The following is a 25,768-nucleotide window of genomic DNA, read 5'->3' as shown; positions in this document are numbered from 1 at the left end:
ATGTGACGCCGCGCTCGCCCCGGACGGAAAATACCTACCTAAGTCGCTTGTCCCGCCGTCGGCGTCGTTCCTATGGTTTGTTCTCCTTCACAACAAAAGGAACGGAGGAACCAGCGATGTCACCGAAGACCCGTCTGTCCCGTTTCCTCAGACTCGCGGTGCCCGTGCTCGCCGTCGCCGCGCTCGCGGTGCCCGCCGGGGCCGCGCAGGCCGCCGCCACGACGTTCAGCGACGACTTCGACGGGCCGGCCGGTGCCGCCGCCGACGCGTCGAAGTGGAATCTGGAGACCGGCGACAACGTCAACAACCACGAGCTCGAGTACTACACCCCGGGCGCGCAGAACGCCGCGCTCGACGGCGCCGGGCACCTGGTGATCACCGCCCGGCAGGAGGGCGGGCACACCTGCTGGTATGGCGAGTGCACCTACACCTCGGCCCGGCTCAACACGGCGAACAAGTTCACCCAGGCCTACGGGCATTTCGAGGCCAGGATGAAACTGCCGCGGGGGCAGGGCATGTGGCCGGCGTTCTGGGCGCTGGGCGACGACATCGGCAGCGCCGGCTGGCCGACGTGTGGCGAGATCGACTTCATGGAGAACGTGGGCTTCGAGCCGAACACCGTGCACGGCACCATCCACGGCCCCGGCTACTCGGGATCCGGCGGGATCGGCGCGGCCTACACCGGGCCGAACTTCTCCGACGACTTCCACACCTACGCCGTGGACTGGGCGCCGGACTCGATCCGGTGGTACGTCGACGGGAACCTGTACCAGACCCGGACCGCGGCCGACCTGAACGGGAACCGGTGGGTGTTCGACCACCCGTTCTACCTGATCCTCAACCTCGCGGTGGGCGGCGACTGGCCCGGTTCTCCGGACGGGAACACACAATTCCCGGAGCAGCTGATCGTCGACTACGTGCACGTCACGTCGTGAACCGGTGCCGGGCGGCGACCGCGCGGCCCGGCACTTTCGCGATCTGGCTAGAACGTGTTCTACTGGTGGCATGCGCCATGGGATCGTGTTGTTCACCAGTGATCGCGGCATCGCGCCCGCGGCGGCGGCCAAGGCGGCCGAGGAAGCCGGCTTCGATTCGTTCAGCGTCCCGGAGCACACGCACATCCCGGTGAAACGGGAGGCCGCGCACCCGCGCACCGGCGACGCCACCCTGCCCGACGATCGTTACCTGCGCACCCTGGACCCCTGGGTCGCACTCGGCACGGCGGCTTCGGTGACTTCGCGGATCCGGTTGTGCACCGCGGTCGCCCTGCCCGTGGAACATGACCCGATCACGCTGGCGAAGACGATCGCCTCGCTGGACCATCTCTCCGGCGGCCGGGTCACGCTCGGGGTCGGCTTCGGGTGGAATGTCGACGAGTTGACCGACCACGGTGTCCCCCGCGGCAGGCGCCGCACGATGCTGCGCGAGTACCTCGAAGCGATGCGTACACTTTGGACGGACGAGGAAGCCTGCTACGAAGGCGAATTCGTGAAGTTCGGCCCGTCCTGGGCCTGGCCGAAGCCCATCGGCACGGTCCCGGTCGTCGTGGGCGCCGCGGGCACGGAAAAGAACTTCACGTGGATCGCCTGCTCGGCGGACGGCTGGCTCACCACCCCGATGGAAGACGACGTTTCGGCGAAGATCGCCCTGCTGCGGGAAAAATGGCAGGAGGCCGGCCGCGAGGGCGAGCCCGATGTCGTGGCACTGGCCGGACGTCCCGAGCCGGAAACCCTGTCCCGCTGGGCGGATGCCGGTGTCACGGAAGTCCTCTTCGGACTCCCCGACCGCGGCACGGAAGAGGTCGAGGCCTACATCGGAAAGCTGGGCGGAAAACTCGGCCTGGGCTAGAACCACCAGCCACTCACCCAACCCCCGCCGAGCAACGCGACGGCAGCCTCGCCCGGCCAGGCCCCTCCCCGCACCGATCCCCAGCCGCCCCGGAACCGCGAACACTCAAAGATCAGGGCGGGGCCCAAAGCGCGCTCCGCGCGCGGCCGTTGCTGTCGCAGGCTGAGCCGGGAGCGGCGCGAATCCAAAGATCAAGAGAACTCCTCGCCGGAGGGGCAGACTCCAGGATGACCAGGGACCCGTAGCTCGGCCGCCGGTTTTCGAGGTGGTTGGGAGAGCCCGGGGGGGTGTGTCGCTTCGCCTGCGAAAGCGGTATCACTTCACCCCGGACCCGCAAGCGTTGATCCCTCGGCCGCCGGACCCAGCGTGGCGGGAAAGAGCCCGGCGTGTGTCGCGCCGTACCCCTACTCCGAAGCCTGCTCCGTCAACGGCAGCAGCACCTGGAACCGGGTATCCCCCGGCTTCGACTCCACGCGCAGATCACCGTGGTGACGTTCCACCACGATGCGCCACGAGATGTCCAGCCCGAGGCCCGTGCCCTTCCCGACCGGCTTCGTCGTGAAGAACGGTTCGAAGATCCGCTGCTTGTGCTCCAGGCTGATACCCGAACCGGTGTCCCGGACCTCCACGCACACCTGGTCGTTCACCAGGCTGGTGCGGATGGTCAGCGTCCCGCCACCCTCCATGGCGCCGACGGCGTTGTCGATCAGGTTCGTCCACACCTGGTTCAGCTCGCCCGGATACGCCGGGATCCGTGGCAGTTCGCGGTCGAAGTCCTTGACCACCTCGAGCCCGTCGAGCTTTCCCGACATCATCACCAGGGTGGATTTGAGCCCCTCGTGCACATCGACCCACTGGTGCGGCGCGCGGTCCATCTGGGAGTACTGCTTCGCGGCGCCGACCAGCGCCGAGATGCGGGTGGTCGAGTCCTCGATCTCGCCCATCAGCATCTCGGTCTCCAGGGCATACGCCAGCCACCGCACGGCGCCGTCGATCAGTGAATCGCCGACCGATTCCAGGACGTGGTCCATGTTCTCGGCGGTCAGGCCCGCGCTGACGAAGATCGGCGAGAGGTCCCAGCCCTGCTCCAGGCCGTGTTCCTCCAGCCAGTCGCCGATCTCGTCCTCGCGGTCGGCCTGCTGCATCGCCGTCAGCGGTGGGGCCGACGCGACCTGCTTGACCAGGCGCTCCTGCACGTCGATCAGCTGTTCCAGCAGGTTCGGGTCGATGTCCTTTTTCGCCAGTATGGCCAGCTTGTGACGCATCCCGGCGACCCGTTCCCGCAGCGCGGCCGTGGCCCGCACGGCCGCGCCGGCGGGGTTGTTCAGCTCGTGGGTGAGTCCGGCCGACATCTCGCCCAGCGCCAGCAACCGCCGCCGCGAACCGATCAGGGCGTCGGTGTTGCGCCAGCCGAGGTAGGAACCTTCGAGCAGGTGGGTGGCCATCGGGAACCACGCGCGGAACTGCTCGGCGAACTCCTCGGCGGGCAGCGTCAGGAACTTCAGGTCGCTGACCGCGTAGATCGAGGCCGCGTACTGCTGCTGGTTCTGCCCGTAGAAGAACTGCGTCGCCCCGCAGTAGACCCCGCGCTGATCGGAGCGGGTTGTCTCGACCTCGTTGCCGCCCACCAGTTTCGTCATCCGCAGCGCGCCGGAGAGCAGCACGTAGAAACACGTCGCCGGATCGCCCTCGCTGATGACCTTCCCGCCGCCCGCGTAGGGCTCGACGGTGGCGTGCTCGAGAATCCAGTCGAGCTGTTCGTCGGCCAGGCTCGTGAACAGGAACAGTTCCCGCAGGAACTCCCTCGTCAGCACCACTTCGGGTTCGGTCATCGCTGCTCCAGGTAACGGTGCACAAGGGTGACGGCCATGGCGCCCTCGCCGACCGCGGACGCGACACGCTTCACCGATTGCGAGCGTACGTCGCCGGCGACGAACACCCCCGGAATCGAGGATTCCAGGTGATGCGGATCGCGGTCCACCGGCCAGCCCGCCGGGCGCTGCCCCTCCACCAGCAGATCCGTGCCGGTGCAGACGAAGCCGAACTCGTCACGCACCACCTCGTCGCCGAGCCATTCCGTGCGCGGCGCGGCGCCGATGAACACGAACAGGTGGCTCGCGTCGACCGTCTCCTCCACCCCGTCCTCGCACAGGGTGAGCCGCTCCAGGTGCTTCTCGCCGTGCACCTCGGTGACTGTCGTATGGGTCCGGACATGCACGTTGCCGATCGCGTCGAGCTGCTCGATCAGGTAGTGCGACATCGAGGCCCGCAACGACGGCCCGCGCACGAGGATGGTGACGTCGCTGGCGTAGCGGGAGAAGAACACCGCCGCCTGCCCGGCCGAGTTCGCCCCGCCGACGATGTACACGTGCTGACCGGCGCACTCCGGCGCTTCGGTGGCCGCCGAGCCGTAGTACACGCCCCGGCCGGTGAGCCCCTCGACGCCCGCCGCCTGCAGCGAACGGTAGGAAACCCCGCTGGCGAGCACCACCGAATGCGCCGCCAGCTCCGAGCCGTCCCCGAACTTGATCACCCGCGCCGAACCCCGCGCCTCCAGGCCGACCACGTCCCGCGCGGTGAGCACCTCGGCACCGAACTTCTGCGCCTGGCGACGAGCCCGGTCGGTCAGCTGGGCCCCGGAAACCCCGTCCGGGAAACCAAGATAGTTCTCGATGCGGGAGCTCTGCCCGGCCTGCCCACCGGTCGCCTTACGTTCGACGAGCACCGTGCGAAGCCCTTCGGAAGCGCCGTACACGGCGGCGCCGAGGCCCGCCGGACCACCGCCGACGACGATCAGGTCGTAGAACTCCTCGGCGGGCCGGGTGGACAGGCCGACCGCCGCGGCGATCTCCTCCCCGCCCGGCTTGCGCAGCACCGTGCCGTCCGGCGTGATCAACACGGGAATGTCGTCACTGGTGGCCTCCGCGGCCTCCAGCAGGCGGCAGGCCTCCGGCTCCTCGACCGAGTACCAGCGGTACGGCACCGAGTTGCGGGCGAGGAAATCCCGGACCGCGTACGACGGCGACGACCACCGGTGGCCGATGATCTTGGTCTCCTCGGTGGGCCGATCCCCGGCCGCGCGCCACGTGTCGACCAGCGAGTCCACCACCGGGTAGAGCTTCTCCTCCGGCGGGTCCCACGGCTTGAGCAGGTAGTGGTCGACATCGACCACGTTGATCGCCTGGATGGCCGCGTCGGTGTCGGCGTAGGCCGTCAGCAGCGCCCGGCGGGCGTGCGGGAACAGGTCCATGGCCTGTTCCAGAAAGGCGATGCCGTCCATCTGCGGCATCCGGTAGTCGGCGAGGATCGCGGCGACCGCGTCCCCGCGCAGCTTGATTTCGCGCAACGCGTCGAGCGCGTCGGCGCCGGACCCGGCGCGGATCACGCGGTAGTCCTGGCCGTAGCGGCGGCGCAGGTCACGGGCGACCGATCGGGACACGGCGGGATCGTCGTCGACCGTCATCAGGATGGGCTGGCTCACAAGGAAACCCTACGGCGTTTTCCACCGCTCAGTCGATCGTATGACCACCGTTCACGGTGAGGCGTTCGCCATTGACGAAACCACCGGCCTCCGAGGCGAGAAAACACACCGCGGCCGCGACCTCTTCGGGCCGTCCGAACCGCCGCAGCGGCACGTCCGTGACATACCCGCGGCGGTTCTCTTCCGGCGCGTCGGCGTGCCGTTCCACCGGGATCCACCCGGGCGCCACGAGGTTCACGGTGATGCCGAGCGGCCCGAGTTCCCGCGCCCACACCCGGGTCAGCCCGTGCTGCGCGCTTTTGGCGGCGGTGTAGGCAGACCACCCGGGCAACGCGCGCTCGGCCATGTCCGAACCGATCTGGACGATCCGGCCGTGCCCGAGCTCCTTCATCCCCGGCAGCACGGCCTGGGCCAGCAGCATCGGGCTCTTCACGAAGAATTCGAGCTGGTCGAGCTGATCGCGCCAGGTGAGTCGCTCCAGCGGGATTTCCGGCTGCGGGCCGGTGGCGTTGGCGATCAGTGCGCCGACGGTGCCCAGCTCGCGCTGGACCTGTTCGACGAGATCCCGGACCCCGTCCTCGTCCGTGATGTCCGCCTTGGCCGCCAGTGCCTTGCCGCCCGCGGCCTCGATCCCCTCGACGACGCGCCGCGCGCCCTCGTCGTCGGAGTGGTAGTTCACGGCGACGTCCCAGCCCTCGGCCGCCAGGCACGCCGCGATCACGGCGCCGAGTCCGCGCGAAGCCCCGGTCACCAAAGCCACGCCCATCGCTGCCCCTCTGGTCATAGTGCCGAAGCTGTGACCATAGCTGCGACCACGGCGCGGTCGTGCCCGTGCACAGCGAGACGAGGGTGGCCTGTTCGTCGTTGTCCAGACCGGCGCCGTTGTCGATCTTCGCCACCGGCGACCGTCGCGGCGAAGCGTGGCCAGCCGACCTGCTCGCCCTGTTCCTTGTTCAGCGCCGGCGACGGCCCGCGGCCATCAGTACCAGCAGCATGGGCACCGCGTAGTACGGCTTTCCGCCCAGCAGCAACAATTCCACGCACAGCACCGGATACGCGACGGCGACCGAGCGGAACTCCTGCCCCCGCCACAGCCGCACCAGGCCCGCGATCGTCGTGGTGGACACCCTGTGCGAGACGACAAGCACGGCCGTAGACAGTGCCGCGGCCGCCCCCGGTCCCGCGGGCGATCAGCGCGACGAGCACCACCGTGGCGGCGCCGGCGAGCCGAAAACCGCGACGGAGAGCCTGGCGAGCATCGCGGTGACGAGGAAGTACGGCTAGTCCCGATTTGACCCGTAACGACCCGACAGCATCGACGGTCGCACGCCACAGGCTCCCCCGGACGATGCAGGTACGCCCGGTCCCGGGCACTCCGCCAAGTGGTGCGATCCGGACACCACGTGCCGTGTCCACAATGGACGAACAGCCCGTGTATCCCGCACGTTAAATGCCTGTGCCAACTGGAATTCCAGCCGGAATGGTGGATTTTCACCACTAGCCTCGGCACAGGAAAGAGGTCAGACCACTGGGAGGCGACATGGCCGGACTGGTGCTGCGAGACTGCCGGGTGGACGGATCACCCGGGCTCGTGGACATCGCCGTGACAGCGGGCCGGATCGAGGCGATCGGGCCGGGGCTCGCGGGCACGCGCACCCTGGACTGCGGTGGCGCCGCGGTGATCCCGGGGCTCGTCGAACCACATCTGCACCTGGACAAGGCATTGCTCGACGCCGAACGGCCCAACGAGGCCGGCACGCTCGGCGGCGCGATCGCGGTGACCGGCGAGCTCAAGCGGGCGTTCACCGCCGGGGGCGTGCGGCAGCGGGCCGCGCGGGTTCTGGACTGGGCCGTGGCCAACGGCACCACGCTCGTGCGGGCACATCCGGACGTCGACCCGATCGTCGGGCTGCTGTCGGTCGACGTGCTGCTCGGGCTCCGCGAGGACTACGCCGACGTACTCGACCTGCAGATCGTCGCCTTCCCCCAGGAAGGCATCCTGAGCGCGCCCGGCACCCGCGAACTGCTCACCGAGGCGCTCCGCCGCGGGGCGGACGTGATCGGCGGGTGCAGCTACCAGGAAGCCTCGGTCGAGGACTGCCGGCGGCAGGTGGACACGATCTTCGAACTGGCCACCGAATTCGCCGTCCCGGTGGACATCCACGCGGATTTCGCCGACGACGACACCGATCCGCGGTTCACCCTCGCCGGCTACATCGCCGAAAAGACCAGGGAAGCCGGCTGGCAGGGCCGGGTCGCGCTCGGGCACATGACGTCACTGGCCGGGCTGGATCCGGGGCGGCGCAAGGAAACGCTGGCCGAACTGGCCGATGCCGGGGTGTCCGTCGTGGTGCTGCCGGCGACCGACATGCACCTCGGCGGGCGCTCCGACGAGCGCAACGTGCGGCGCGGGATCGCTCCGGTGCGGGAGCTTCTCGACGCGGGAGTGCGGACCGGCTTCTCCTCGAACAACATCCGCAACGGGTTCACCCCGTTCGGCAACGCCGACGTGCTCGACATCGCGCTTTTCCTTGCACAGACGGCACATCTGGGCAGCCCGGCCGACCTGCGCCGGCTCATCGAAATGGGCACCACGGGCGCCGCGGAGATCGTCGGCGCCACCGGCCACGGCCTGCGGCCCGGCGCCTGGGCCGACCTCGTCGTCCTCGGCGCGGACAGCCCCGAGGAGGCGCTGCTCGGCCGCGCGCCGCGGCGCTACGTGCTCAAACGCGGGCGGGTCGTGGCCACCACCGAAGTACATCAGCACCTGTTCCGGCAAGCGGGGTGAGGCAATGCGTTTCCGTATTCCGAACGAGATCTTCTCGTCGATTCTGGCCGCGACGACCGCGTTCATCGGCGGCAACCTGCTCAACCTGCCCGTCTGGGCGATCTTCATCGGCTGGGCAGGCACCTTCCTGGCGGGCGGCCCGAACCGCGCAACACTGAAGAAGCTCCTGCCCGCGATGGCCGCGGGCTCGACGTTCGCGCTGGCCATCGTGCTGCTGGAGCAGACCTTCGGTGCCGCGCTCGGCGAAAGCCAGACCGCCAAGAACGCCATGCTCGCGCTGTTCATCCTGGTCCTCAACACGGCGCTGATGTACGCGGGGCGCACGCGCGTGCTGGCGCTGATCCCGGGTATGTTCCTCGGGTTCGCGTCCTACTTCGCCACCATGTTCGGCGGGTTCGGTTTCTCCGCGCACAACGCCTTCGCCGCCTGGGTTTCGGTGCTGGCGATGAACGCGCTGGGGCCGGTGTTCGCGGTCGTCGCGCACGCCGTGACGGCGCGGGCCGAGTCGCCGGGAACGGAGCCTGTCGTTGCCCTCGACTGAGAGCCCGCACCGCCGCACCCGCGGCGTCGGGGTCGAACTGGCCGCCCGCCTGGAGCGGATGATCGCGACCGGTGAGTTCGGCCCCGGCAGCAGGCTGCCCGGTGAACGGGACCTGGCCACGTCGCTGGAGGTCTCGCGGGCGTCGGTGCGCGAAGCGCTGCAGCACCTCGAAGCCAAGAACCTGGTGGAACGGGTGCACGGGCGCGGCACCATCGTGCTACCGCCGCCCGAGCAGGTCACCGAACTGTACGAAGAACTCACCGACACGGCGAAGGAACTGGCGCATATCGCCGAGCTGCGCGTGGTCGTCGAACCCCGGATCGCGGAGTTCGCGGCGCTGCGCGCGACGGGCCCGGACCTGCGCCAGCTGGCCGACATCCTCGCCCGCTCGCACGAGCGGCTGAGCACCGCGCAGTCGCTGCAGCTGGACGTCGAGTTCCATCTGGCGCTGGCACGGGCGAGTCAGAACCCGTTGCTCAACGCGCTCAACACCCTCGCCAGCTCGTGGACCTCCGACGTGCGCAGCCACTCGCACGCGACACGGGAGGGCAGGCGGATCTCGTGCGACGGGCACCGGGCGATCTACGACGCGGTGCTCGCGCGTGACGGCGACGCGGCCGCGGCGGCGATGACCAGGCACCTGGCGGACGTCGAGCTGCTGGTCAGGAAGGCGGCCCGGCGGGCGAAGCGCTGATCCCCGGCAGTATCGTGGTCCTCCGTGGACACGTTGCGCGCCGACTGCAGCCAGTGCTTCGCATTGTGTTGCGTCGCAACGGCTTTCGCGCGTTCCGCGGAGTTCGCGATCGACAAGCCCGCCGGCCGGCCGTGCCCGAACCTGGCGACGGACTTCGGCTGCACCATCCACGACCGGCTGCGCGCGAAGGGCTTCGCCGGCTGCACGGTGTACGACTGTTTCGGTGCCGGGCAACAGCTTTCGCAGGTCACCTTCGGCGGCCGTGACTGGCGCACCGAACCTTCGCTGCGCGAGCAGATGTTCCCGGCGCTGACGGTCATGCGCGCGCTGCACGAACTCCTGTGGTACCTCCGCGAGGCGCGGGGTTTTCCGCGAGCCCGGCCGGTCCACGCCGAGCTGGCGCGCGCGTTCGAGGAGACGTCGGCGCTGACGGAGCTCGACGCGGGCAAGCTGCTGGAGCTGGACGTGGACGGCCATCGTCAGCGGGTGAACTCCTTGCTGCTCAAGGCAAGTGAGCTGGCCCGCGCGGGCGGCCGCGGCCCGGACCACCGCGGCGCCGACCTGATCGGCAAGCGGTTCCGCGAGGCGGACCTGCGGGGCGCGAGCCTGCGCGGGGCGCTCGCCATCGGCGCGGACTTCACGGGTGCGGATCTGCGTGCGGCCGACGTGATCGGCGCCGACCTGCGCGGCGCGAACCTCTCCGGCGCGAACCTGACGACGAGCCTGTTCCTCACCCAGTCCCAAGTGGACTCCGCCACCGGCGACGCGAGCACGGCGCTGCCCGAACGGCTGGAAAAGCCCGCGCACTGGTAGTCAGCCGAGTTCCCGCACGCGGTTCGCGAGGTACCGGCGCTCGGCCTCCGTACCCGCCAGCGCCAGCGCCTCCCGGTACGCGGCAACGGCCTCGGTGCGCCGATCCAGCCGCCGCAGGAAGTCCGCACGGGTGGCGGGCAGCAGGTGGTAGCCCTCGAGGCAGCCCGAGGCTTCGAGAGCGTCGAGAAGCTTGAGCCCGGCCGCCGGGCCGTCCGCCATGCCGAGGGCCACGGCCCGGTTCAGCTCCACCACCGGCGAGGGCGTGAACCGCGCGAGCCGCGCGTACAGCGCCGCGATCTGCGGCCAGTCCGTGTCCGCCGCTTCGGTCGCGTTCGCGTGGCAGGCGGCGATCGCGGCCTGCACCTGGTACGGACCCGGCTGCCCGCGCCGCAAGGTTTTCTCCAGCAGCGCAACACCTTCGCCGATCTCGGCGCCGTCCCAGCGGCGCCGGTCCTGCGCCTGGAGGGTGACCAGGTCACCGGCCGCGTCCACCCGGGTGGCACGCCGGGTCATGCAAGAGCATGAGCGCCAGCAGGCCCGCGGCCTCGGGTTCGTCCGGCATGAACCCCACGAGCACGCGCGCCAGCCGGATCGCCTCGCCGGTCAGGTTGCGCCGCACCAGCTCCGCGCCGGCGGTGGCCGAGTAGCCCTCGTTGAACATCAGGTACAGCACGGCGAGCACCGCGGGCACCCGCTGCGGCAGCAGTTCCGCCGGCGGCACCCGGTACGGGATCCCGGCATGCCGGATCTTCGCCTTCGCCCTGGTCAGCCGCTTCGCCATGGCGGGCTCGGCGACCAGCAACGCCCGCGCGATCTCGGCCGTGGTCAACCCGGCCAGCGTGCGCAGGGTGAGCGCCACGGCCGCTTCGAGTGCGAGTGCCGGGTGGCAGCACGTGAACATCAGCCGCAACCGGTCGTCGGGCACGGGATCGGCCGGCTCTTCCGCACCACTCAGCACCGCGACCTCCCGCAGCTTCGCCGCACCGGTGGCTTCCCGGCGCAGCCGGTCGATGGCGCGATTGCGCGCCGTGGTGGTGAGCCAGGCGCCGGGACGGCGCGGGACGCCTTCGCTCGGCCAGCGTTGCCACGCCAGCGCGAAGGCGTCCTGCGCGCATTCCTCGGCCAGATCCCAGTCACCGGTCAGCCGGATGAGAGTCGCGACAACGCGGCCCCACTCCGCGCGGAACGCCTGCTCGACCGCCCCGGTCACGGCTGATACAGCGGCCGGACCTCGATCGTGCCGTAGCCCACCGCCGGATGCTTCGCCGCTATCTCCAGTGCCTCGTCGAGATCGGCGCATTCGATCAGGCAGAACCCGCCGATCTGCTCCTTGGTCTCGGCGAACGGGCCGTCCGTGAGCAGCGTCCGCCCGTCGCGCACCCGCACCGTGGTGGCCTCCTTGGGCGGCCGCAGCCCGGCACCACCGCGGATCACGCCCCGGGCCGCCATTTCCTCGCTCCAGCCGCCGCAGCCGTCCTCCGCGTGCTCGGCCGCCGACTCGTCACCACAGATCATCAGCATGTACTGCACAGGTCCTCCTCTGGTCGCCGGTTCGACAACACGACGAACGCGCGGCGCCCGGAAGGACAGCCAACCACAGAAATCTCTCAGGGAATCCTGGCGGCCAGCGCGCGGACCACTTCGGCCGAGGCCTCCGGGTCCTCCCAGACCGGGGTGTGCCCGGTGGCCACGGCACGGAACTCGGCGCCGGGGATCATCGCCGCCATCGCCCGCGCCTGCTCGATGGGCCGGGCCCGGTCCTCGATCCCGTGCAGCACCGTCACCGGGCAGCTCAGCCCGGCCAGCACCGGGGTCAGGTCGAGGTCGCGCTGGCTGGTGAGCGCTTCGAGCACCGCCGCCTTCGGCACCTTTTCGGCGTAGCGGAGGAAGGTGGCGCGCTCGTCCGGCGGCAGCGGGCGGGCGAACGAACGGTCCAGCACCGCGGCGGCCAGCTCCGGCCCCCAGGCGACGCGGACCGTGTCGATGATCCGGTCCACGTCGCCGTGGCCGTGCATATGCGCACCGGTGTCGATCAGCAGCAGCCCGGAGACCAGCTCGGGGCGCGTCGCGGCGAGCCGCAGCGCGATCGCTCCCCCGGTGGAATGCCCGGCCAGCAGCACCGGCCGCTCGATCGTCGCCGCGACGCGCTCGGCGACGGTTTCGATCCCCCACGGCCCGTCGTCGAGCATCCAGTCCACGGCCCGCACCGTCGGCCGCCCGGCCAGCAGCTCCGCCACGCGCGAGAAAACGCCGGGCGCGCACAGCGTGCCGGGTATCGCCACCAGTTCGGTTTCCACGCGGGTCATCATGCCCGCGGCAAGTGACCCCCGGGGCGGGGGGACAAGGGAGCCCGCACCCGGGAGGCACTCACCCACCACAACGTCCCGAGGGGGAGTCCGGACGCTGGGCGAGACGGTTACGCCACCTGCCAGCAGGCGCGTCGCCATTGTGCCCCGTAGTCGGTGGCCTCGCGGATTCCGTTACGGCGGAACGGTTTGCCGGTCTTCGCCCGCGTTCCGCCGGATCGCGACAGAATCCGACATCGCCACGCTTGGGCGTTTTGCCGCTTTCTGCCACGGAAAACTCGGCGCCGGGGTGAGAATCACCGGCCGGACCTGTAGCAACGGCGAATTCCGGGTCGACTACACCGTGCCGGGTTTTTCCCGCTACGAAGGGAAACGGACAGTGGGCGCACGAAGACCGGTCGCGGTGGTGGTCGGGGCGACCGGCGGGATCGGACGTGCTGTGGTCGACCTGTTCGCCGAGGACCACACGCTCTGGCTGGTGGGCCGGGACGAGACGGCCCTCAAGACCATGGCCGCCACGCTGCCCGAGGCGTTCGGCTGGCAGGTGGACCTGGCCGGCAGCGACGGGATGCCGCCGGAGACGCCCGCCGACCTGCGCCTGGTGGACGTGCTCGTGCACTGCGCCGGGATGTTCGAAGCGGGCACGGTACTGGAGATGCCCGAGCAGCGGTGGCGGGAGATCTTCGCGGTGAACGTGTTCGGGGTGGTGGAACTGACCAAGACGCTGCTGCCCGCGCTGCGCCTGACCCGGGGCCGCGTGATCGTGGTCAACTCGACCGTGGTCACCCGCTCCCCCGCCGGCCGTTCCGCGTACGCGGCGAGCAAACAGGCGCTGCGGGTGTTCACCGAGGCGCTGCACCAGGAAGAGCTCGAACGCGGGGTGCGGGTGACGAGCATCTACCCGGGCCGGGTGGCCACGGAAATGCAGCGCACCGTGCGCCGGCGGGAGGGCGGGCCGTTCGAGCCGGAGCGGTATCTCGCCGCGGAAACCGTGGCCAAGGCGGTGCGCTCGGTGCTGGCCACACCCCCGGACGCGCACCTCACCGAGTTCGTCCTGGAACCGGCCTGGCGGCACTGAACGGCCCGGATCGCCCGTTTGCGGGACGCCGCCGGATCTGTTCATACTGTGCCGATCATCACTGGTCCGACTACAGCCACGGCGGAAATGGGTTGGCTACGAGCAGGCCCGCCGCGGTTGGTGTCCGCCTACTTCCGGTCGGCTCAGTGATCAGCCTTCAAGATCGTCACCAGCGGCGATCCCGGTTCCCGCGGAGCGAGCAGATGGCACGGCAGGCGTTCCGCGAGGACGAAAGGCGCGAGCGCCGGCTGTCCGTGTGGGGCTACGCCGGGCTCGCGCTGGGCTATCTCGTGATCGCGCAGGGTCTCGGCGCGCTGCTCACCCGCGGGCTCGAAATCACCTACGCCGGGCCGACGAGCATGAACGAGATCTGGCGCGACATGACCGTGCCGATCGGCGTCGCGCTCTGCTACGTCGCGGCCCTGGTCACGGTGCTGCGGTGGTGGCGCCCGGTGTGGGTGGACGAGGTGCCCGTGGCGCGCTGGGTCGCGGTCGTCCCGGTGGCGATGGTCGTCGCGTCGCTCGCGTCCACCGACTACGGGGCGCTGGCCGACCGTGGCCTCGGCTTCACCCTGCTGCTTCTGCTCAGCGTGCTGTTCGTCGGCTTCGCCGAAGAAGGGATGTTCCGCGGGATCGGGATCACCGCGCTCCGGCGAAACGGGTGCAGCGAGGCCAAGGTCGCGCTCTGGTCGTCGGTGGTCTTCGGGCTGGCGCACGCGAGCAATCTGATCAACACCGGGCCCCGCGCCCTGCTGCAGGTGGTGGTCACCGCGCTCGCGGGCTATTTCCTCTACCTGGTCCGGCGCCGCTCGGGCGGGCTGCTGGTGCCCGGGCTCGTGCACGGGCTGTGGGACTTTTCGCTGATCTCCAGTTCGCTCGTACCCGGCGAGAGCTACCTCGGGCCGGTGCTGAACGTGCTCGCGGTGATCGTGCTCGCCGCGCTGTTGTACGTGCGGCGGCGCCGGATCACGGTGTCCACTTAGGATTTTTGTTGCCTTGACGCGCACGTCAATGTCTAGGCTCATCTCATGCGGATCGGCGAACTGGCGCAGCGGGCGGGCACGACGACCCGGGCACTGCGGTTCTACGAGGCACAGGGCCTGCTGCCGGCGCGGCGCGCCGCGAACGGCTACCGCGAGTACGGCGAGGAAGACCTGCGGCTGATCAGCGAGATCCGGACGCTGCAGGCCGTCGGGTTCAGCCTCGACGACACCCGCCCGTTCGTGGACTGCCTGCGCGCCGGGCACGAGACCGGGGACTCGTGCGCCGATTCGATCGAGGTCTACGAACGCAAACTCGACGAGGTCGACGCCTGTATCGAGCGGCTGACCGAGGTGCGGGCACACCTGCTGGGCAAGCTCGCCGGCGCGCTGGAACGCGAACCGGGGCCGTGCACCGTGCCCGGCCCGGCGGCACCGGACACGAAGGAGAGCTAGATGCTGAAGATCGTCACCGACGAGACTTTCGAGCAGCACGTACTGCGCCACGAAGGGCCGGTACTGGTCGACTTCTGGGCCACGTGGTGCCCACCGTGCCGGATGGTCGCGCCGGTGCTGGCGGAGATCGCGGCGGAACTCGACGGCTCGCTGACGGTGTGCAAGATCGACGCCGACGCGAGCCCGGTCACCGCCCGGCGCTACCAGGTGATGTCCCTGCCCACCCTGATCCTGTTCGAAGCCGGTGTCCCGGTGCGCACCATCGTCGGCGCTCGCCCGAAGTCCCGCCTGCTCGCCGAACTCGGCCTGCTCCCGGCCTGATTCCCGTCAGCGGGCGGCGGCGCGAGTGAGGGTTTCGCGGACGTTGGGCTCGGTGGTCAGCTCCATCGCGTCGGCGAAGGTGAGCCAGCGCAAGGGCGCGTCCGCACGTTCGGGGCGGATCGCCTCCGGCGAGGACGTCGTGAGCACATACCGGAGGTCGCCGTGCTCGTGCGCGGGCTCGGCGCCCTTCGCCGGGACGGGCACCACCGCCACGTGCAGCAGCCCGCCGGCCGGGACGAGATCGGTCAGCCCGGTCTCCTCCCGGCCTTCCCGCAGCACGATTTCCAGCGGCTCGGTCTCGCCAGGGTCCCCGTGCCCGCCGATCTGCAACCACGCCCGCTGCCGCGCGTGCCACCGCAGCAGCACCCGCCCGCTCTCCGGGTGCAGCACCAGAGCCGAAGCCGTCACGTGTAACGGAAGCGTTCGCGCGTAAGGGTTCCCCGCCGTCCGGACGACCTCGGCGACGCAGGCCACGTCCGCCGCCTCCGCATCGCCGCGGGCTCGGTAGCCGCTCAGCTCGTCGATCAGGCTCACGCGGGCAAGCCTATCCGGGGAAGCCGAACCGGTATCCCTGCGCCACGAACCAGGGCAGCAACTGCCCCAGCGCCTCGACCGTCTGTGCCCGGTTCCCGCCGCCGTCGTGCAGCAGGATCACCCCGCCCGGCTGCACGCCCTGCTGCACCGCGCTGACGATCCGCGCCGTGCCGGGCGTGGCCCAGTCGCGCGGGTCCACCGACCACGCGAGCGGTTTCATTCCCTCGCGCGCGGCCACATCCCGCATCGGCTGCGACCATTCGCCGCCCGGCGCGCGGAAATAACCGACCGGCACGTCCGCGTCGGCGGCCACCTGGAGATCGGACCAGCAGCCCTCGATTTCCGCGGTCACCCGCTGTTCCGTGCGCTTGGCGAGATCCTCGTCGTGATTCACCGTGTGATCGCATAATCGCATTCCGTGTGCGAGTACGGAGCGCACGAGTTCGGGATGTCTGCGAACCTGTGTGCCGACCATGCAGAACGTGGCGACCGCGCCATTTCGGGCGAGCACGTCGAGGATCTGCGGGGTGAACACCGGATCCGGCCCGTCGTCGAAGGTGAGCGCCACGACCTTGCCCTGACCAGCGGTGTGCCGCAGCAGATCGGGTGCCGGAGCTGCTGTCGCGGAGGCCGTGGCGGCAGCCGGCGGAGTGGGCTGAATGGGCGAACCCTCGGCGCCCGGTTGGCAGATCGAAACGATGATCGAAACGGAGAGAACCAGGGCGGAGATCAGCACGGCCCAGCGATAGCAATAGGGCGGACGCAGGATGCGATGGCGCATTTTCACCTCCTCGCGAAGCGCACGATAAGGTGAAATGCCGCCGGAACGGGGGATTTCGGCTCCGGAGTTTCGCGCCAGTTAGTAATCCGACCAAAAGTAGGCCGAACCCCGGGTGGGAGGTAACCGTTGCCGCGCAAGCCCTGCGGCCGTGGCTGTGGTCGGATTAGTAACGATCGGCACAGTAGTCGCGGCTGAGCGCCACCCACTTGAGCTTTTCCTGTTCGCGGCGGGGCAGTCCGGCCACCACGAGGTCGTAGGAGTCCTCGATCATCTCGCGCACGAGCTGATCCGGCACCGAGCCGTCCAGCTCCACGGTGTTCCAATGCCGCTTGTTCAGGTGGTAGCCCGCCGTGATCGCGGGGTGGTCGATCCGCAGCTGCACGGCCAGCTCCGGGTCGCATTTCAGGCTCACCCGCAACGGCTTCGCGCCCAGCCTGCTGATCGCGAAGATCTTCCCGGACACCTTGAACACGCTGTTGCTCTCGTCGAACGGGAACTCTTCGCGGCTGCCCGCCAGACTCAGGCACACCTTCTTCAACTCCGCCGCCTTCACAGGCGTCACCCTAGCTCACGACGACCGCCGCACCAGACCCGTGAACCCGGCCACGAACAGCGTCAGGAAGGCCCAGGCCAGGGCCTGCAGCACCCAGCTCACCGCGACCATCGCGGTGCCGCCGGCGGAGTCCGGAACGAGCTGACACCGTTGCTGGGCGGTCGATTTCAGCAGCGGAACCGTGGTGTCCAAGGCCAGCCCCACCTGATCCACCACACTGCAGCCGCCCGCCGCGCCGACTCGCACGGCCAGCCCGGCGGGCCCGGCGAAACCGGCGATCAGCAGCACCGCGAGCAGGAACACCCCGGCCCACCACAACAACGCGATCGCGGGCCGGTAGCCGTAGCCGACGGTGAGCCCGGTGATGCGGTGCCACAGCCTGCCCCACCAATCCAGCCCGCCGCGGCGGAGCAGATCTCGTTGGCGTGCGACGTGAATCCGCCGGACGTCACGTTCGTGCCCGGTGCCGCGGTGCGCCTTCGCGAGCTGGAAGTACGGCTGGCTGGCGTAGTGCGAAGTGCGCCGCGCGAGCATCTCCAGCCATTCCGCGAGGCTCGCGTAACGCACGGCGCCGTCGTAGGTCAGCCCGTCCAGCCGCAGCAGCCCGGGGGTGAACGACGCGGGCAGCAACAAGTCGCCGGTCACGTGCGCCTGCGACAGGTTGAGCACGAGATCCCCGGCCCGCACGGCGAAAGCGTGCCCGCCCTCGCACATCATCCGGCCGCCGATCCGCGCGCCGACGAGCCGGATGCTGCCGGTCTCGTGCCTGCCCTCGGCGCGAAAACCCTGGTTGAGCATGAGGTTGCTGCGGGTGCTGAGGTAGTCCGCGACGAGCGCCGGGCCGTGCAGGTTCGCCAGCCACGCGCCGGTCAGGTTCAGCTGGCCGCCCAGCTCCGCCCCGGAGAGCCGGACCGTGCCCAGCCCGCCGCCGCCCTCGGCGCGGAACCCGCGGTTGAGGAACACGCCCGAGCCGGTGCGCAGGTTGTTGCCGTGGAACACCGGGCCTTCGCGGTGGCGGTTGGTCAGCTGGCTGCCGGACAGGTCGACCACCGAGCCTATCCGCGCCCCGCCGAGGTTCACCACACCTTCGGCGCTGTCGCAGCTCAGCCGCGCTCCGATGAGCAGCAGGCTGCGCTCGATGCCGGCCTCCACCGCGACCACGTTCGGCCCGGCAAGACCGGAGAGGTCCACAGTGGACAGTCGACTGCCGGAGAGCCGGACCGTGCCGGTGGTCCGGCAGTCCACCAGCCGCACCGGGAGCGCGGAGGTGATCTCGGCGAGATCGAGGCCGTCTTCGATGGTGGCGCCGCGAAGGCGGACCCCGCGCGGGTCCGGGCTTCGCCCGTCCGGCCACGGGAAGCCGTCGAGCAGGATCGACCGGATGGCCTCCCCGCGCACCGGACGGTCCTCAGTGCTCAGATCGAGCTCGGTGCCCGCGAGTACCGCGTCGACGAGTCTTCGCTCGGTATTGGTCAGATCCGCCAAGGTCGAAAAGGCCACCGCGGCAGCTTACGGGCGGACACAAGCCCATTGGTCCGTTTGCGGTAACAGATCCCGGGGTGGGCGCCGGAGGCGTCGGCTCCCACCCCGGGACTCCCCCAGTCAGAAAGGCGTCAGCTCCACCGTGCAGGACGCCGGGGCGCCGTCCTGCACGTAGGACGCCAGGCCGACCACATCGTCGAACGGGAACCCATAGGCCTTCCCATCGACGGTGTTGGCGTGCATCGCGGCCGAGTAGTGGTTGGTGACGGATCCGGTGTAGAACGTCGCCGGATCCGTCGCGGGCTGGCGCGGTTGCGTCAGCAGTGTCGTGCGGTTGAAGCCCGCGCCCAGCACGGCGGCGACCGGGCCGGTGACCCCGTCGTTCGGGGCGGCCAGCGCGCCGTCGCAGTAGAAGACGTTCTGCGTGCTGGGTCTGGCGAACGCCGCCACCCCGCCGGAGAACCGCAACGTCCCGCCCGAGACCGTGCCGGTGTAGGTGCCGGAATCCACGGTGACCGTCAGCGGTTCCGCCGCGTACTTCGCCCACACCTGGTCGATGTAGGAGTCGAAGTACGTGGCGGGGAAGATCCCGCTGTCGATCCCGTGTCCCGGCGCGATCACCCGCAGGTCCCCGACCACGAGCGGCGCGAAGTCCGCGTTGGCATTGAGCGCGGCGAAGATCGCGTCACGGCCGCCATCGACCAGCCTGCCGGTGGTCTGGCTCGACGCGCCGTCGAGCTTGATCGCCAGCGGGATGCCGAACATGTCGACCATCGTGGTGTTGCAGAACATCCCGGCGCTGTTGTGCGTGAACTCGACGAAGTCGTGCAACACGCTGTAGCTGGGGTCTCCGGAGACCCAGCCCGCCGGGTACTGCAGCGCCGCGTTGCCGTTCCCGTCGGTGACCACCTTGAACCTCAGCCTGTCCCCGATGGAGAAGTACACCCGCCCGGACATGCCGGCGGGGATCGCCAGGTGGGTGTCACCGTCCGCCACGAGCGGGATCGACAGATCGGCGAACCCGTCAGAACCGTTGTCGGACAAGGAAACCGTGCTGAGCGTACCGTCCGGGCGGACGAACACCTGCTTGCCGGTGGACAGATCCGTGCCCACGATGTACACGAAGATCTGCGCGTTCGTGTAGCGGTAGGTGTGGTTGACCACGGTCAGCGGCAACCCGGTGCCGGCCGCCTGAGCGCCACCGCCCGCGGTCTGCGCCGCCACCACGGCGGCGCCGATCGGCGTGCCCACGAGCGCCACTCCGGCCCCGCGAAGGAACGAACGTCGGTTGAACATGGTGCTCCTGCCGGTCAGAAGGCGGCGAACGCCTTGGTGAAGTCCAGCGCCGTCTGGTCGATGCTGCTGCAGGTCGGCTGCGCGTATCCGGTGGCGCCGCCGGGGCAGGGCTGGTCACGGGTGGCCGACCACATCGCCAGCCAGGCCAGGTTCCTGGTCTTGGCGAACGTGGCCAGCTGCTGCGCGTCGGCGACGCGGAACACTTCACTGGCGGTGTCGTTGACCCCGATCATCGGCGTGACGGCGACGTGCGACCACGCGTCCGCGTCGGAGAGCCCGAGCACGCTCTTGATCTGGGACTGCGTGGCGGTGGCCGCGTCGATCGCGTACTGGCCCATCTTGCCGTCCGGGTTCGGGGCGGCACCGTCGCCGTAGTCCATCGCCATCACGTTCACCGAATCGACGGTGACGCCGTTGTCCTTGGCGTTCCGCACCAGGTTCACGCCGTCCTGGGTCAGCCCGGAGGGCAGCACCGGCAGTGTGAAGGAGACGTCGAGCCGCCGGCCGGCGGCCGCGGCCTGCTGCTGCAGCTGCGCGATCGCCTGTGCGCGGCGGGTGTTGGCCGTCGTGTCCGAAAGCGCACCGCCCTCGATATCGAAGTCCACTTCGGACAGTCCGTAGGCGCTGATCGCCTGGCTGTACGCGGCGGCGAGCGAGGACACGTCGGAGCAGGCCTGCGCCAGCTCGGTGCCGTTCGCGCCGCCGAAGGACACTCGCACGTCACCGCCCTTGGCACGCAGGGCGTCGATCTCGCCCGGCACGCCATCGGAGTTGAGGTCGGTGACCCCGCCCCATTTCGGGGTGCAGCCGCCGCCGGAGAGCACGAAGGCGAGGGTGAAGTTCTTGACCCCGGTGGCGTCCGCGGTGGCGAGCATGTCGTAGGCCGGATACAGCGACGTGTCGACGTACGGCGAGAATCCGCCGGACGCGTCGGTCACAGGCGCCGAGGTAGTCGTGGATGTCGGTTTCGAACTGCTCGCAGGAGCGCTGCTCGACGTGCCCGGCGCAGCGGTGGTCGTGGTGACCGGCGCGCTGCCACCGGCGGTGGTGCAGCCGGCGCCGTTGATCCGGCACGCGGCCGGGTCGGTCGCGCCGCCGGAGACCACGAAGCCGATGTCGAGCGAACCGTTCGGGGCGATCGCGGCCTGCCACGTCGGCGGCGTGACCGTGACCTGCCGGCCTTCCACGTGGTACGAGGCGTTCCACAGTGACGTGAGTTTCGCGCCGGCGGGCAGGTCGAAGGTGAGCGTCCAGTTGCTCAGGGCGCCGTCGGTCGGGTTGCTCACCTCGTACTGGCCGCTGTACCCGGTGCCCCAGTCGCTGGTCTTGGTGTAGACCGCGCTGAGTCCTTCGGCGCTGGCCGTGCCGGGAATCGCGGCGAAGGCGACCCCGCCCGCCACCGCGATCGCGGCCGCCGCGCCCGAAACGATCGTGCGGCGTCGGCGCCGGTGCCGGCCTTTCTGCAACGACATCGCGTGCATACCTCCTTGGTTGGGCTTTCGCGGGCGGACGCTAGCCCGTACCGGAGGCGTCACGGCCCGTGCTCAGAGACGGCAGAAGGTCTCTTAAGCCGGGCTTAAGGAAAGAGGTCCAGACCAGTCGGTGGTCAGGACCGGGCCAGGCTCCGGGATCGGCGGTGCCGGGTGCGGCGGGGCGCCGGCACGCCGGCCGGCGCGGTGCGCAACCGGATCCGGATGTCCGCGCCGCCCAACGGAGAGCGCCCGATCACGACGTCACCGCCGGTCGACTCCGCGACCCGAAGCGCGATGTCCAGGCCAAGGCCGGTCGATCCGGCGCCGCCCACCCCGCCGCCCCGGCGCAGCGCGGCTTCCGGGTCGGCGATGCCAGGGCCCGCGTCGAAGACGCGGATGGTCACCGCGTGGTCCGTCGCGCGCACGTCCACGGCGAAGTCCACGCCGTCGGCGGTGTGCCGGAACACGTTGCCCAGCACGGCGTCCACCGCCGCGACCAGGTCCGTCCGCGACACCGGCACCAGCGCCCGGTGCTCGGTCCCGGTAACCCGCCAGCGCCTGCTCTGGTCCTCGGCCAGCGCGGACCAGAAGTCGGTGCGGTCGCGCACGACGTCGGCCGCGTCGCAGCCCAGCACCACGGTTTCGTCGTCGCCCCGGCCGCGTGCGGCGCGGATGATCTGGTCCACCTCGTGCTCGAGCCGTACGACCGCGTGCCGGGTCGCCTGGGCGGCCTCGGTCTCCCCCAGCGCCGCGGTGTTGAGCCGCAGCACGGTCAACGGCGTGCGCAGCCGGTGTGACAGGTCCGCGGCCAGTTCCCGTTCCGTGGCAAGGAGTTGCTGCACCCTGGCGGCCATCGCGTTGAACGCCGCCGCCGCTTCGCGTAGCTCCGGCGGCGCCTCCCGGTCGGTCGCCGGGGCGCGCGCCTGCAGGTCACCGGAGCCGAGTTCCCGCGCCGCCGTGGCGAGCCTGCGCGCCGCGCCGACGATGCGGGTGCCGAGGCGGTCCGCCACCAGCACGGAGATCAGCACGAGCGCCGCCGCGACCCCGCTCAGCACGAGCCAGGCCGCTGTCACGCCCTGGCTGAGCGCGGCTTCGGGGACGAACACCTCGACGACCGCGATCCGCGCGTTGTCCACCGCGACCGGTTGCAGCAGCGCATATCCGCCGGGCACGCCGACCACGGAAGAACGCCCGCTCGCCGTCGCGGTCGCGAGTTGCAGCGTGTCCGCGCGGACAGTACCGAGTGTGCTCAGGCCGCCGTCTTCGGGGACGTGCACGGCGATCATGCCCTGCTCGCCCGCGCTCGTGCTGGCCAGCGCGCGCTGCAACGCGGTGTGATCGGTGGTGATCGCCAGCGCCGGCCCCAGCTCCGCGGCCTGACGCTCGGCGGCGTTGAACGCGCGGTCGTGCGCCGTCTCGCGCACCATCAGGCCGAGTGGCACGAGGAAGGCGAGCGCGACCATCGTGGTCACCGCGACGGCGACCTTCACCAGCGCCCACCTCATGACCGCGGCGCCTCGAGCTTGACGCCCACCCCGCGCACGGTGTGCAGATAGCGTGGCCGCGCGGCGGTCTCGCCGAGTTTGCGGCGCAGCCAGGACAGGTGCACGTCGATGGTCTGGTCACCGCCGTAGGCCTGCTGCCACACGGCGGCGAGCAGTTCCCGGCGCTGCACCACGACCCCCGGCCGCGCGGCGAGGAAGGCCAGCAGGTCGAACTCGCGGCGGGTCAGGTCCAGGGAAAGCCCGTCCAGCACCACTTCCCGGCGCCCCGGGTCGACGGTGAGCCCGCCGACGCTCAGCACCGGCGTCTCCGCGGCCGGGCTCGCGCGACGCAGCACAGCGGAAATCCGCGCGTTGAGATGCTCCGGCGAGAACGGTTTCACCAGGTAGTCGTCGGCGCCGCTGTTGAGCAGGCGGACGATTCCCGCTTCGTCGTCACGAGCCGTCGCGACGACCACGGGCACTTCGGTGACTCCGCGCAGCATCCGCAGCGCCTCGGCGCCGTCGAGGTCGGGCAGGCCGAGATCGAGCACCACGAGATCGCAGCCGACCTGCGTGGCCTCGCGCAACGCGTCCAGGGCCGTGCCCACGCTGCGCACCGCGTGCCCGGCTTCGGACAGGTGCCGGACGAGTGCGGCGCGCACCAGCGCGTCGTCTTCGACAACGAGAACTGTCGCCATACCGCGCTACCGTACGCAAAGCGATGGGGCAGGATGGCGGCGATGAGCCGAACGCTGCTTCGCGTGCTGGCCTGGGTGGCCGCCACCGCACTGGGCATGGGGATGTCCTGGTTCGGGGTGCACGCCGTGCTGTCGGCGGACACGTCCGACGCCGCGCCGCAGGCCATCACGGTGGAGACGCCGGTACCCGAGACCACGAGCGCGTCCCCGCCGAGCACAACGACCACCGTGCCGCCGCCTTCGTCTTCGCGACGCACGAGCAGCAGCGAGACCACCACGCCGCCCACCACCTCGCCCGCCGCGGATGTGCGCAGTGTGCAGCTGACCGGCGGGCGGGTGGTGCTGCAGCTGACCGAGACCGACGCGAAGCTGGTGTCGGCGACACCCGAGCCCGGCTGGCAGGTGCAGGCGTGGCAGGCGGATGGGTGGCTGCGCGTGGACTTTTCCCGTGACAGCACGACGTCCTCGTGTTTCGTCACGTGGAACGGCCACCCACCCGCCATTCAGACGACCTAGCAGGCGGCGGTGTCGGTCCAGACGCCCGCGGCACCGCCGGGGGTGTCACCGTAAGTCCACCACTTCGCGGTCCACGTGTGCCCATTGTAGGAGACGACCGCGCCGCCGTTGTACGCCGTGGTGGCGCTCCACGCCGCGGCCGTGCAGCTACCGCCGCCGCCCGTGGTCGTGGTGGTCGTCGTCGTGGTGGTGCCCGAGGCCGGCGGGGTGGCTCCGGCGAACTTCGCGGTGTACTTCGTGAAATCCCAGTCACTCTGCGAAACGTTGCTGCACACGCCGTTGTCCGTCGTCGTGGTGCAGGCACGGTCGCGGTTGACCGACCAGTACGTGAACCGGCCCAGCTGGTGACTGGTCGCGTAGTCCAGCACGGTCTGGAAATCGGACTGGTAGAAGTACTCCCCCGCGTCGCTCTTGCCGTTCATGCCGGAGAAACCCTCGTGCGCGTAGGCCGTGGCGCTGTCCCAGCCGAGGTGACTCATCAGCAGCGAGTGGAACGCCTCCAGCGCGGACGTCTGCGAAGCCGCGCCGTTGAACCCGCCGTCGAAGGGCATGATCGAGAAGTTGTTCGGGGTGAAGCCGAGCGTCTTGGCCTTGTCCAGCAGCTGCGTGCCGAACCAGCCGGTGCCCGCGGTGGTGCCGGGCATGGTGACGGACACGAACAGCCCCGAGTTGTTGCGCTGCAGGATCTGCGCGGCGCCGAGCTCGTTGTTCACCGCCGCATCGTTTTCGTATTCGGGTTCTTCGAGGTCGAAGTCGATGGCGTGCAACGAATACTTGTCGATCACCTGCTGATACGCCGCCGCTGTCGAGGCCGCGTCGCCACAGGTCTGGCCGAGTTTCGTGCCGCCGTACCCACCGACGGAGACGGACACATCGCCGCCCGCGCCCCGGATCTTGCTGATCACCCCGGCGACGGTGGTGTCGGACGAGACCGCGGAGGTGCCGTCCCAGGTGGGGCTGCAGCCGCCCCCGGTCGGCGCCAGGATGAACGCGAGCTGGAAGGCCTTCTGCCCGGTCGCGGCCATCACCGTGGTGGGGTCGGGCGGGTTGTTGCTCTGGGGCATCAGGTACGGGGCCGAGGCGTACCAGTTGCTGCTCAGGGCCGCGGCTTCGACCGCGGCGGAAGCTCCGTGGGTGGCGAGGGTGAGCGCGGTACCGGCGACGACCGCGGCGGTGGCGAGGACCGAGCCGATTCTACGAGGGTGCATTCTTCTTCCTCCTCGGAACGGAAGTAGCTCACGTAATGTGGACTAGACCAATACGAATGGTCAAGACCACCACGGCGGTTTCCCAGGATGCCTACTTTCGTCGGAACTCCGGAACGACATGACAAAGGGGAGAAAACGCCGGATGTCCGGTCGGGGGCGGCCGCCAGGCCGTTCCTGAGTCAGGGGGCGGCCGCCAGGCCACCCCGCTCCCTCTCAACCACCCACCCGAGGTGAGCCGAGCTACGGGCCTCCTCATCCTGGAGCCAGCCCGCCCGGCCAATACCGCTAACTTAGGCGGCTCCCTGGCGAGGTTCGAGTCGGGACACGCGTGGTGAATGTCCAATGGCGGTGGGATTTTCTTCTATTATTTCGACGTGCCTCGAGTTGGTCAGCAGAGAAGGTCAAGCGGTTCCGTGTCTGCGGGTGTGCGGTTAACGG

26 protein-coding genes and 2 pseudogenes are annotated in these 25,768 nt (G+C 70.1%); 12 read left to right on the top strand and 16 right to left on the bottom strand.

Translation table 11 applies throughout. The features are described from left to right. Window positions 1-134 precede the first annotated feature (134 nt). Together VHD82_RS33005 and VHD82_RS33000 are read left to right on the top strand one after the other, a co-directional pair. A pseudogene (locus VHD82_RS33005) lies at window positions 135-932 on the top strand (glycoside hydrolase family 16 protein); the annotation flags it as partial. Between the two features lie 73 nt (window positions 933-1,005). Next, window positions 1,006-1,848 carry an LLM class F420-dependent oxidoreductase gene (locus tag VHD82_RS33000; RefSeq protein WP_325712803.1) on the top strand — a complete coding sequence of 281 codons (843 nt, stop codon included), beginning with the start codon at window positions 1,006-1,008 and terminating at the stop codon, window positions 1,846-1,848. A gap of 404 nt (window positions 1,849-2,252) precedes the next feature. Here the strand turns inward: VHD82_RS33000 and VHD82_RS32995 are convergent, their stop codons facing one another. The 4 genes from VHD82_RS32995 to VHD82_RS32980 all read right to left on the bottom strand — a co-directional run bounded on the left by VHD82_RS32995 (window position 2,253) and on the right by VHD82_RS32980 (window position 6,456). Next, window positions 2,253-3,680 (bottom strand): ATP-binding protein, encoded by a 1,428-nt coding sequence (locus VHD82_RS32995; RefSeq protein ID WP_325712801.1) that lies wholly within the window; start codon window positions 3,678-3,680, stop codon window positions 2,253-2,255. Continuing rightward, window positions 3,677-5,329, bottom strand: coding sequence for an FAD-dependent oxidoreductase (locus VHD82_RS32990; protein ID WP_325712799.1), 1,653 nt, complete (start codon window positions 5,327-5,329; stop codon window positions 3,677-3,679). The genes VHD82_RS32995 and VHD82_RS32990 overlap by 4 nt, the downstream gene beginning before the upstream one ends. 28 nt (window positions 5,330-5,357) lie before the next feature. After that, window positions 5,358-6,113 (bottom strand): SDR family oxidoreductase, encoded by a 756-nt coding sequence (locus tag VHD82_RS32985; protein ID WP_325712797.1) that lies wholly within the window; start codon window positions 6,111-6,113, stop codon window positions 5,358-5,360. 169 nt (window positions 6,114-6,282) lie between these two features. Beyond that, window positions 6,283-6,456, bottom strand: a complete 174-nt coding sequence (locus VHD82_RS32980; protein ID WP_325712795.1) for a hypothetical protein — start codon at window positions 6,454-6,456, stop codon at window positions 6,283-6,285. On the opposite strand from VHD82_RS32980, the gene VHD82_RS32975 reads away from it, so the two are divergent. The 5 genes from VHD82_RS32975 to VHD82_RS32955 all read left to right on the top strand — a co-directional run bounded on the left by VHD82_RS32975 (window position 6,449) and on the right by VHD82_RS32955 (window position 10,165). Beyond that, complete coding sequence (locus tag VHD82_RS32975) at window positions 6,449-6,613, top strand: hypothetical protein (RefSeq protein WP_325712793.1); 165 nt, start codon at window positions 6,449-6,451, stop codon at window positions 6,611-6,613. The two genes, VHD82_RS32980 and VHD82_RS32975, sit on opposite strands and share 8 nt — an antisense overlap. Window positions 6,614-6,869: 256 nt before the next feature. After that, on the top strand, window positions 6,870-8,117 hold the full coding sequence (locus tag VHD82_RS32970; RefSeq protein WP_325712791.1) for an amidohydrolase family protein: 1,248 nt from the start codon (window positions 6,870-6,872) through the stop codon (window positions 8,115-8,117). 4 nt (window positions 8,118-8,121) lie between these two features. Then, complete coding sequence (locus tag VHD82_RS32965) at window positions 8,122-8,658, top strand: DUF1097 domain-containing protein (protein WP_325712790.1); 537 nt, start codon at window positions 8,122-8,124, stop codon at window positions 8,656-8,658. Further along, window positions 8,645-9,352, top strand: a complete 708-nt coding sequence (locus tag VHD82_RS32960; RefSeq protein ID WP_325712788.1) for a FadR/GntR family transcriptional regulator — start codon at window positions 8,645-8,647, stop codon at window positions 9,350-9,352. The genes VHD82_RS32965 and VHD82_RS32960 overlap by 14 nt, the downstream gene beginning before the upstream one ends. Window positions 9,353-9,376: 24 nt before the next feature. Beyond that, complete coding sequence (locus VHD82_RS32955; protein WP_325712786.1) at window positions 9,377-10,165, top strand: pentapeptide repeat-containing protein; 789 nt, start codon at window positions 9,377-9,379, stop codon at window positions 10,163-10,165. Here VHD82_RS32955 and VHD82_RS32950 read toward each other — a convergent pair. From VHD82_RS32950 to VHD82_RS32940, 3 genes and pseudogenes are all read right to left on the bottom strand, one after another. Then, window positions 10,166-11,375, bottom strand: a pseudogene (locus tag VHD82_RS32950) (RNA polymerase sigma factor). Continuing rightward, window positions 11,372-11,695 (bottom strand): YciI family protein, encoded by a 324-nt coding sequence (locus tag VHD82_RS32945; protein ID WP_325712784.1) that lies wholly within the window; start codon window positions 11,693-11,695, stop codon window positions 11,372-11,374. The pseudogene VHD82_RS32950 and the gene VHD82_RS32945 overlap by 4 nt, the downstream one beginning before the upstream one ends. A gap of 77 nt (window positions 11,696-11,772) precedes the next feature. Next, on the bottom strand, window positions 11,773-12,462 hold the full coding sequence (locus VHD82_RS32940; RefSeq protein ID WP_325712782.1) for an alpha/beta hydrolase: 690 nt from the start codon (window positions 12,460-12,462) through the stop codon (window positions 11,773-11,775). A 388-nt stretch (window positions 12,463-12,850) separates the two neighbouring features. Between VHD82_RS32940 and VHD82_RS32935 the strand changes: the two genes are divergently transcribed. From VHD82_RS32935 to trxA, 4 genes are all read left to right on the top strand, one after another. Next, window positions 12,851-13,549: an SDR family oxidoreductase gene (locus tag VHD82_RS32935; protein WP_325712780.1), complete on the top strand. Its 699-nt coding sequence runs from the start codon at window positions 12,851-12,853 to the stop codon at window positions 13,547-13,549. Window positions 13,550-13,752: 203 nt separating this feature from the next. Then, on the top strand, window positions 13,753-14,532 hold the full coding sequence (locus VHD82_RS32930) for a CPBP family intramembrane glutamic endopeptidase (RefSeq protein ID WP_325712778.1): 780 nt from the start codon (window positions 13,753-13,755) through the stop codon (window positions 14,530-14,532). Window positions 14,533-14,577: 45 nt separating this feature from the next. Next, window positions 14,578-14,985, top strand: coding sequence for a MerR family transcriptional regulator (locus VHD82_RS32925; protein ID WP_325712776.1), 408 nt, complete (start codon window positions 14,578-14,580; stop codon window positions 14,983-14,985). After that, on the top strand, window positions 14,986-15,306 hold the full coding sequence (gene trxA, locus VHD82_RS32920; protein ID WP_325712774.1) for a thioredoxin: 321 nt from the start codon (window positions 14,986-14,988) through the stop codon (window positions 15,304-15,306). Between the two features lie 6 nt (window positions 15,307-15,312). On the opposite strand, the gene VHD82_RS32915 is transcribed toward trxA, so the two are convergent. From VHD82_RS32915 to VHD82_RS32880, 8 genes are all read right to left on the bottom strand, one after another. Beyond that, window positions 15,313-15,840, bottom strand: coding sequence for an NUDIX hydrolase (locus tag VHD82_RS32915; RefSeq protein WP_325712772.1), 528 nt, complete (start codon window positions 15,838-15,840; stop codon window positions 15,313-15,315). A gap of 10 nt (window positions 15,841-15,850) precedes the next feature. Then, complete coding sequence (locus VHD82_RS32910; RefSeq protein WP_325712770.1) at window positions 15,851-16,621, bottom strand: polysaccharide deacetylase family protein; 771 nt, start codon at window positions 16,619-16,621, stop codon at window positions 15,851-15,853. 163 nt (window positions 16,622-16,784) lie between these two features. Further along, complete coding sequence (locus tag VHD82_RS32905; RefSeq protein ID WP_414637612.1) at window positions 16,785-17,174, bottom strand: MmcQ/YjbR family DNA-binding protein; 390 nt, start codon at window positions 17,172-17,174, stop codon at window positions 16,785-16,787. 15 nt (window positions 17,175-17,189) lie between these two features. Further along, window positions 17,190-18,674 carry a hypothetical protein gene (locus VHD82_RS32900; protein ID WP_325712766.1) on the bottom strand — a complete coding sequence of 495 codons (1,485 nt, stop codon included), beginning with the start codon at window positions 18,672-18,674 and terminating at the stop codon, window positions 17,190-17,192. A gap of 102 nt (window positions 18,675-18,776) precedes the next feature. Further along, window positions 18,777-19,952, bottom strand: coding sequence for a glycoside hydrolase family 64 protein (locus VHD82_RS32895; protein WP_325712764.1), 1,176 nt, complete (start codon window positions 19,950-19,952; stop codon window positions 18,777-18,779). A gap of 14 nt (window positions 19,953-19,966) precedes the next feature. Beyond that, a complete protein-coding gene (locus tag VHD82_RS32890; protein WP_325712762.1) occupies window positions 19,967-21,424 on the bottom strand; it encodes a cellulose binding domain-containing protein in 1,458 nt (485 codons plus the stop codon). 134 nt (window positions 21,425-21,558) lie between these two features. After that, the gene (locus VHD82_RS32885; RefSeq protein ID WP_325712760.1) at window positions 21,559-22,929 is read right to left on the bottom strand and encodes a HAMP domain-containing sensor histidine kinase; all 1,371 of its coding nucleotides are present in this window, start codon (window positions 22,927-22,929) and stop codon (window positions 21,559-21,561) included. After that, window positions 22,926-23,606 (bottom strand): response regulator transcription factor, encoded by a 681-nt coding sequence (locus VHD82_RS32880; protein WP_325712758.1) that lies wholly within the window; start codon window positions 23,604-23,606, stop codon window positions 22,926-22,928. Before VHD82_RS32880 ends, VHD82_RS32885 begins: the two co-directional genes overlap by 4 nt. A 42-nt stretch (window positions 23,607-23,648) precedes the next feature. On the opposite strand from VHD82_RS32880, the gene VHD82_RS32875 reads away from it, so the two are divergent. After that, window positions 23,649-24,122 carry a hypothetical protein gene (locus VHD82_RS32875; RefSeq protein WP_325712756.1) on the top strand — a complete coding sequence of 158 codons (474 nt, stop codon included), beginning with the start codon at window positions 23,649-23,651 and terminating at the stop codon, window positions 24,120-24,122. Here the strand turns inward: VHD82_RS32875 and VHD82_RS32870 are convergent. Continuing rightward, on the bottom strand, window positions 24,119-25,330 hold the full coding sequence (locus VHD82_RS32870; RefSeq protein ID WP_325712754.1) for a carbohydrate-binding protein: 1,212 nt from the start codon (window positions 25,328-25,330) through the stop codon (window positions 24,119-24,121). The two genes, VHD82_RS32875 and VHD82_RS32870, sit on opposite strands and share 4 nt — an antisense overlap. Window positions 25,331-25,768: the final 438 nt, after the last annotated feature.

The organism is Amycolatopsis sp. (genome assembly GCF_035546795.1).
GTDB lineage: Bacteria > Actinomycetota > Actinomycetes > Mycobacteriales > Pseudonocardiaceae > Amycolatopsis_E.
The sequence above is the reverse complement of the archived record's forward strand: the minus strand, read 5'-3'. Positions and strand labels throughout refer to the sequence as shown.

Bases quoted from the DNA above. Each gene is read 5' to 3' on its own strand.
- VHD82_RS33000 (WP_325712803.1), top strand. From the start codon at position 1,006: ATGCGCCATGGGATCGTGTTGTTCACCAGTGATCGCGGCATCGCGCCC.
- VHD82_RS32995 (WP_325712801.1), bottom strand. From the start codon at position 3,680: ATGACCGAACCCGAAGTGGTGCTGACGAGGGAGTTCCTGCGGGAACTG.
- VHD82_RS32985 (WP_325712797.1), bottom strand. From the start codon at position 6,113: ATGACCAGAGGGGCAGCGATGGGCGTGGCTTTGGTGACCGGGGCTTCG.
- VHD82_RS32970 (WP_325712791.1), top strand. From the start codon at position 6,870: ATGGCCGGACTGGTGCTGCGAGACTGCCGGGTGGACGGATCACCCGGG.
- VHD82_RS32965 (WP_325712790.1), top strand. From the start codon at position 8,122: ATGCGTTTCCGTATTCCGAACGAGATCTTCTCGTCGATTCTGGCCGCG.
- VHD82_RS32930 (WP_325712778.1), top strand. From the start codon at position 13,753: ATGGCACGGCAGGCGTTCCGCGAGGACGAAAGGCGCGAGCGCCGGCTG.
- VHD82_RS32925 (WP_325712776.1), top strand. From the start codon at position 14,578: ATGCGGATCGGCGAACTGGCGCAGCGGGCGGGCACGACGACCCGGGCA.
- trxA (WP_325712774.1), top strand. From the start codon at position 14,986: ATGCTGAAGATCGTCACCGACGAGACTTTCGAGCAGCACGTACTGCGC.
- VHD82_RS32910 (WP_325712770.1), bottom strand. From the start codon at position 16,621: ATGCGCCATCGCATCCTGCGTCCGCCCTATTGCTATCGCTGGGCCGTG.
- VHD82_RS32895 (WP_325712764.1), bottom strand. From the start codon at position 19,952: ATGTTCAACCGACGTTCGTTCCTTCGCGGGGCCGGAGTGGCGCTCGTG.
- VHD82_RS32890 (WP_325712762.1), bottom strand. From the start codon at position 21,424: ATGTCGTTGCAGAAAGGCCGGCACCGGCGCCGACGCCGCACGATCGTT.
- VHD82_RS32885 (WP_325712760.1), bottom strand. From the start codon at position 22,929: ATGAGGTGGGCGCTGGTGAAGGTCGCCGTCGCGGTGACCACGATGGTC.
- VHD82_RS32880 (WP_325712758.1), bottom strand. From the start codon at position 23,606: ATGGCGACAGTTCTCGTTGTCGAAGACGACGCGCTGGTGCGCGCCGCA.
- VHD82_RS32875 (WP_325712756.1), top strand. From the start codon at position 23,649: ATGAGCCGAACGCTGCTTCGCGTGCTGGCCTGGGTGGCCGCCACCGCA.
- VHD82_RS32870 (WP_325712754.1), bottom strand. From the start codon at position 25,330: ATGCACCCTCGTAGAATCGGCTCGGTCCTCGCCACCGCCGCGGTCGTC.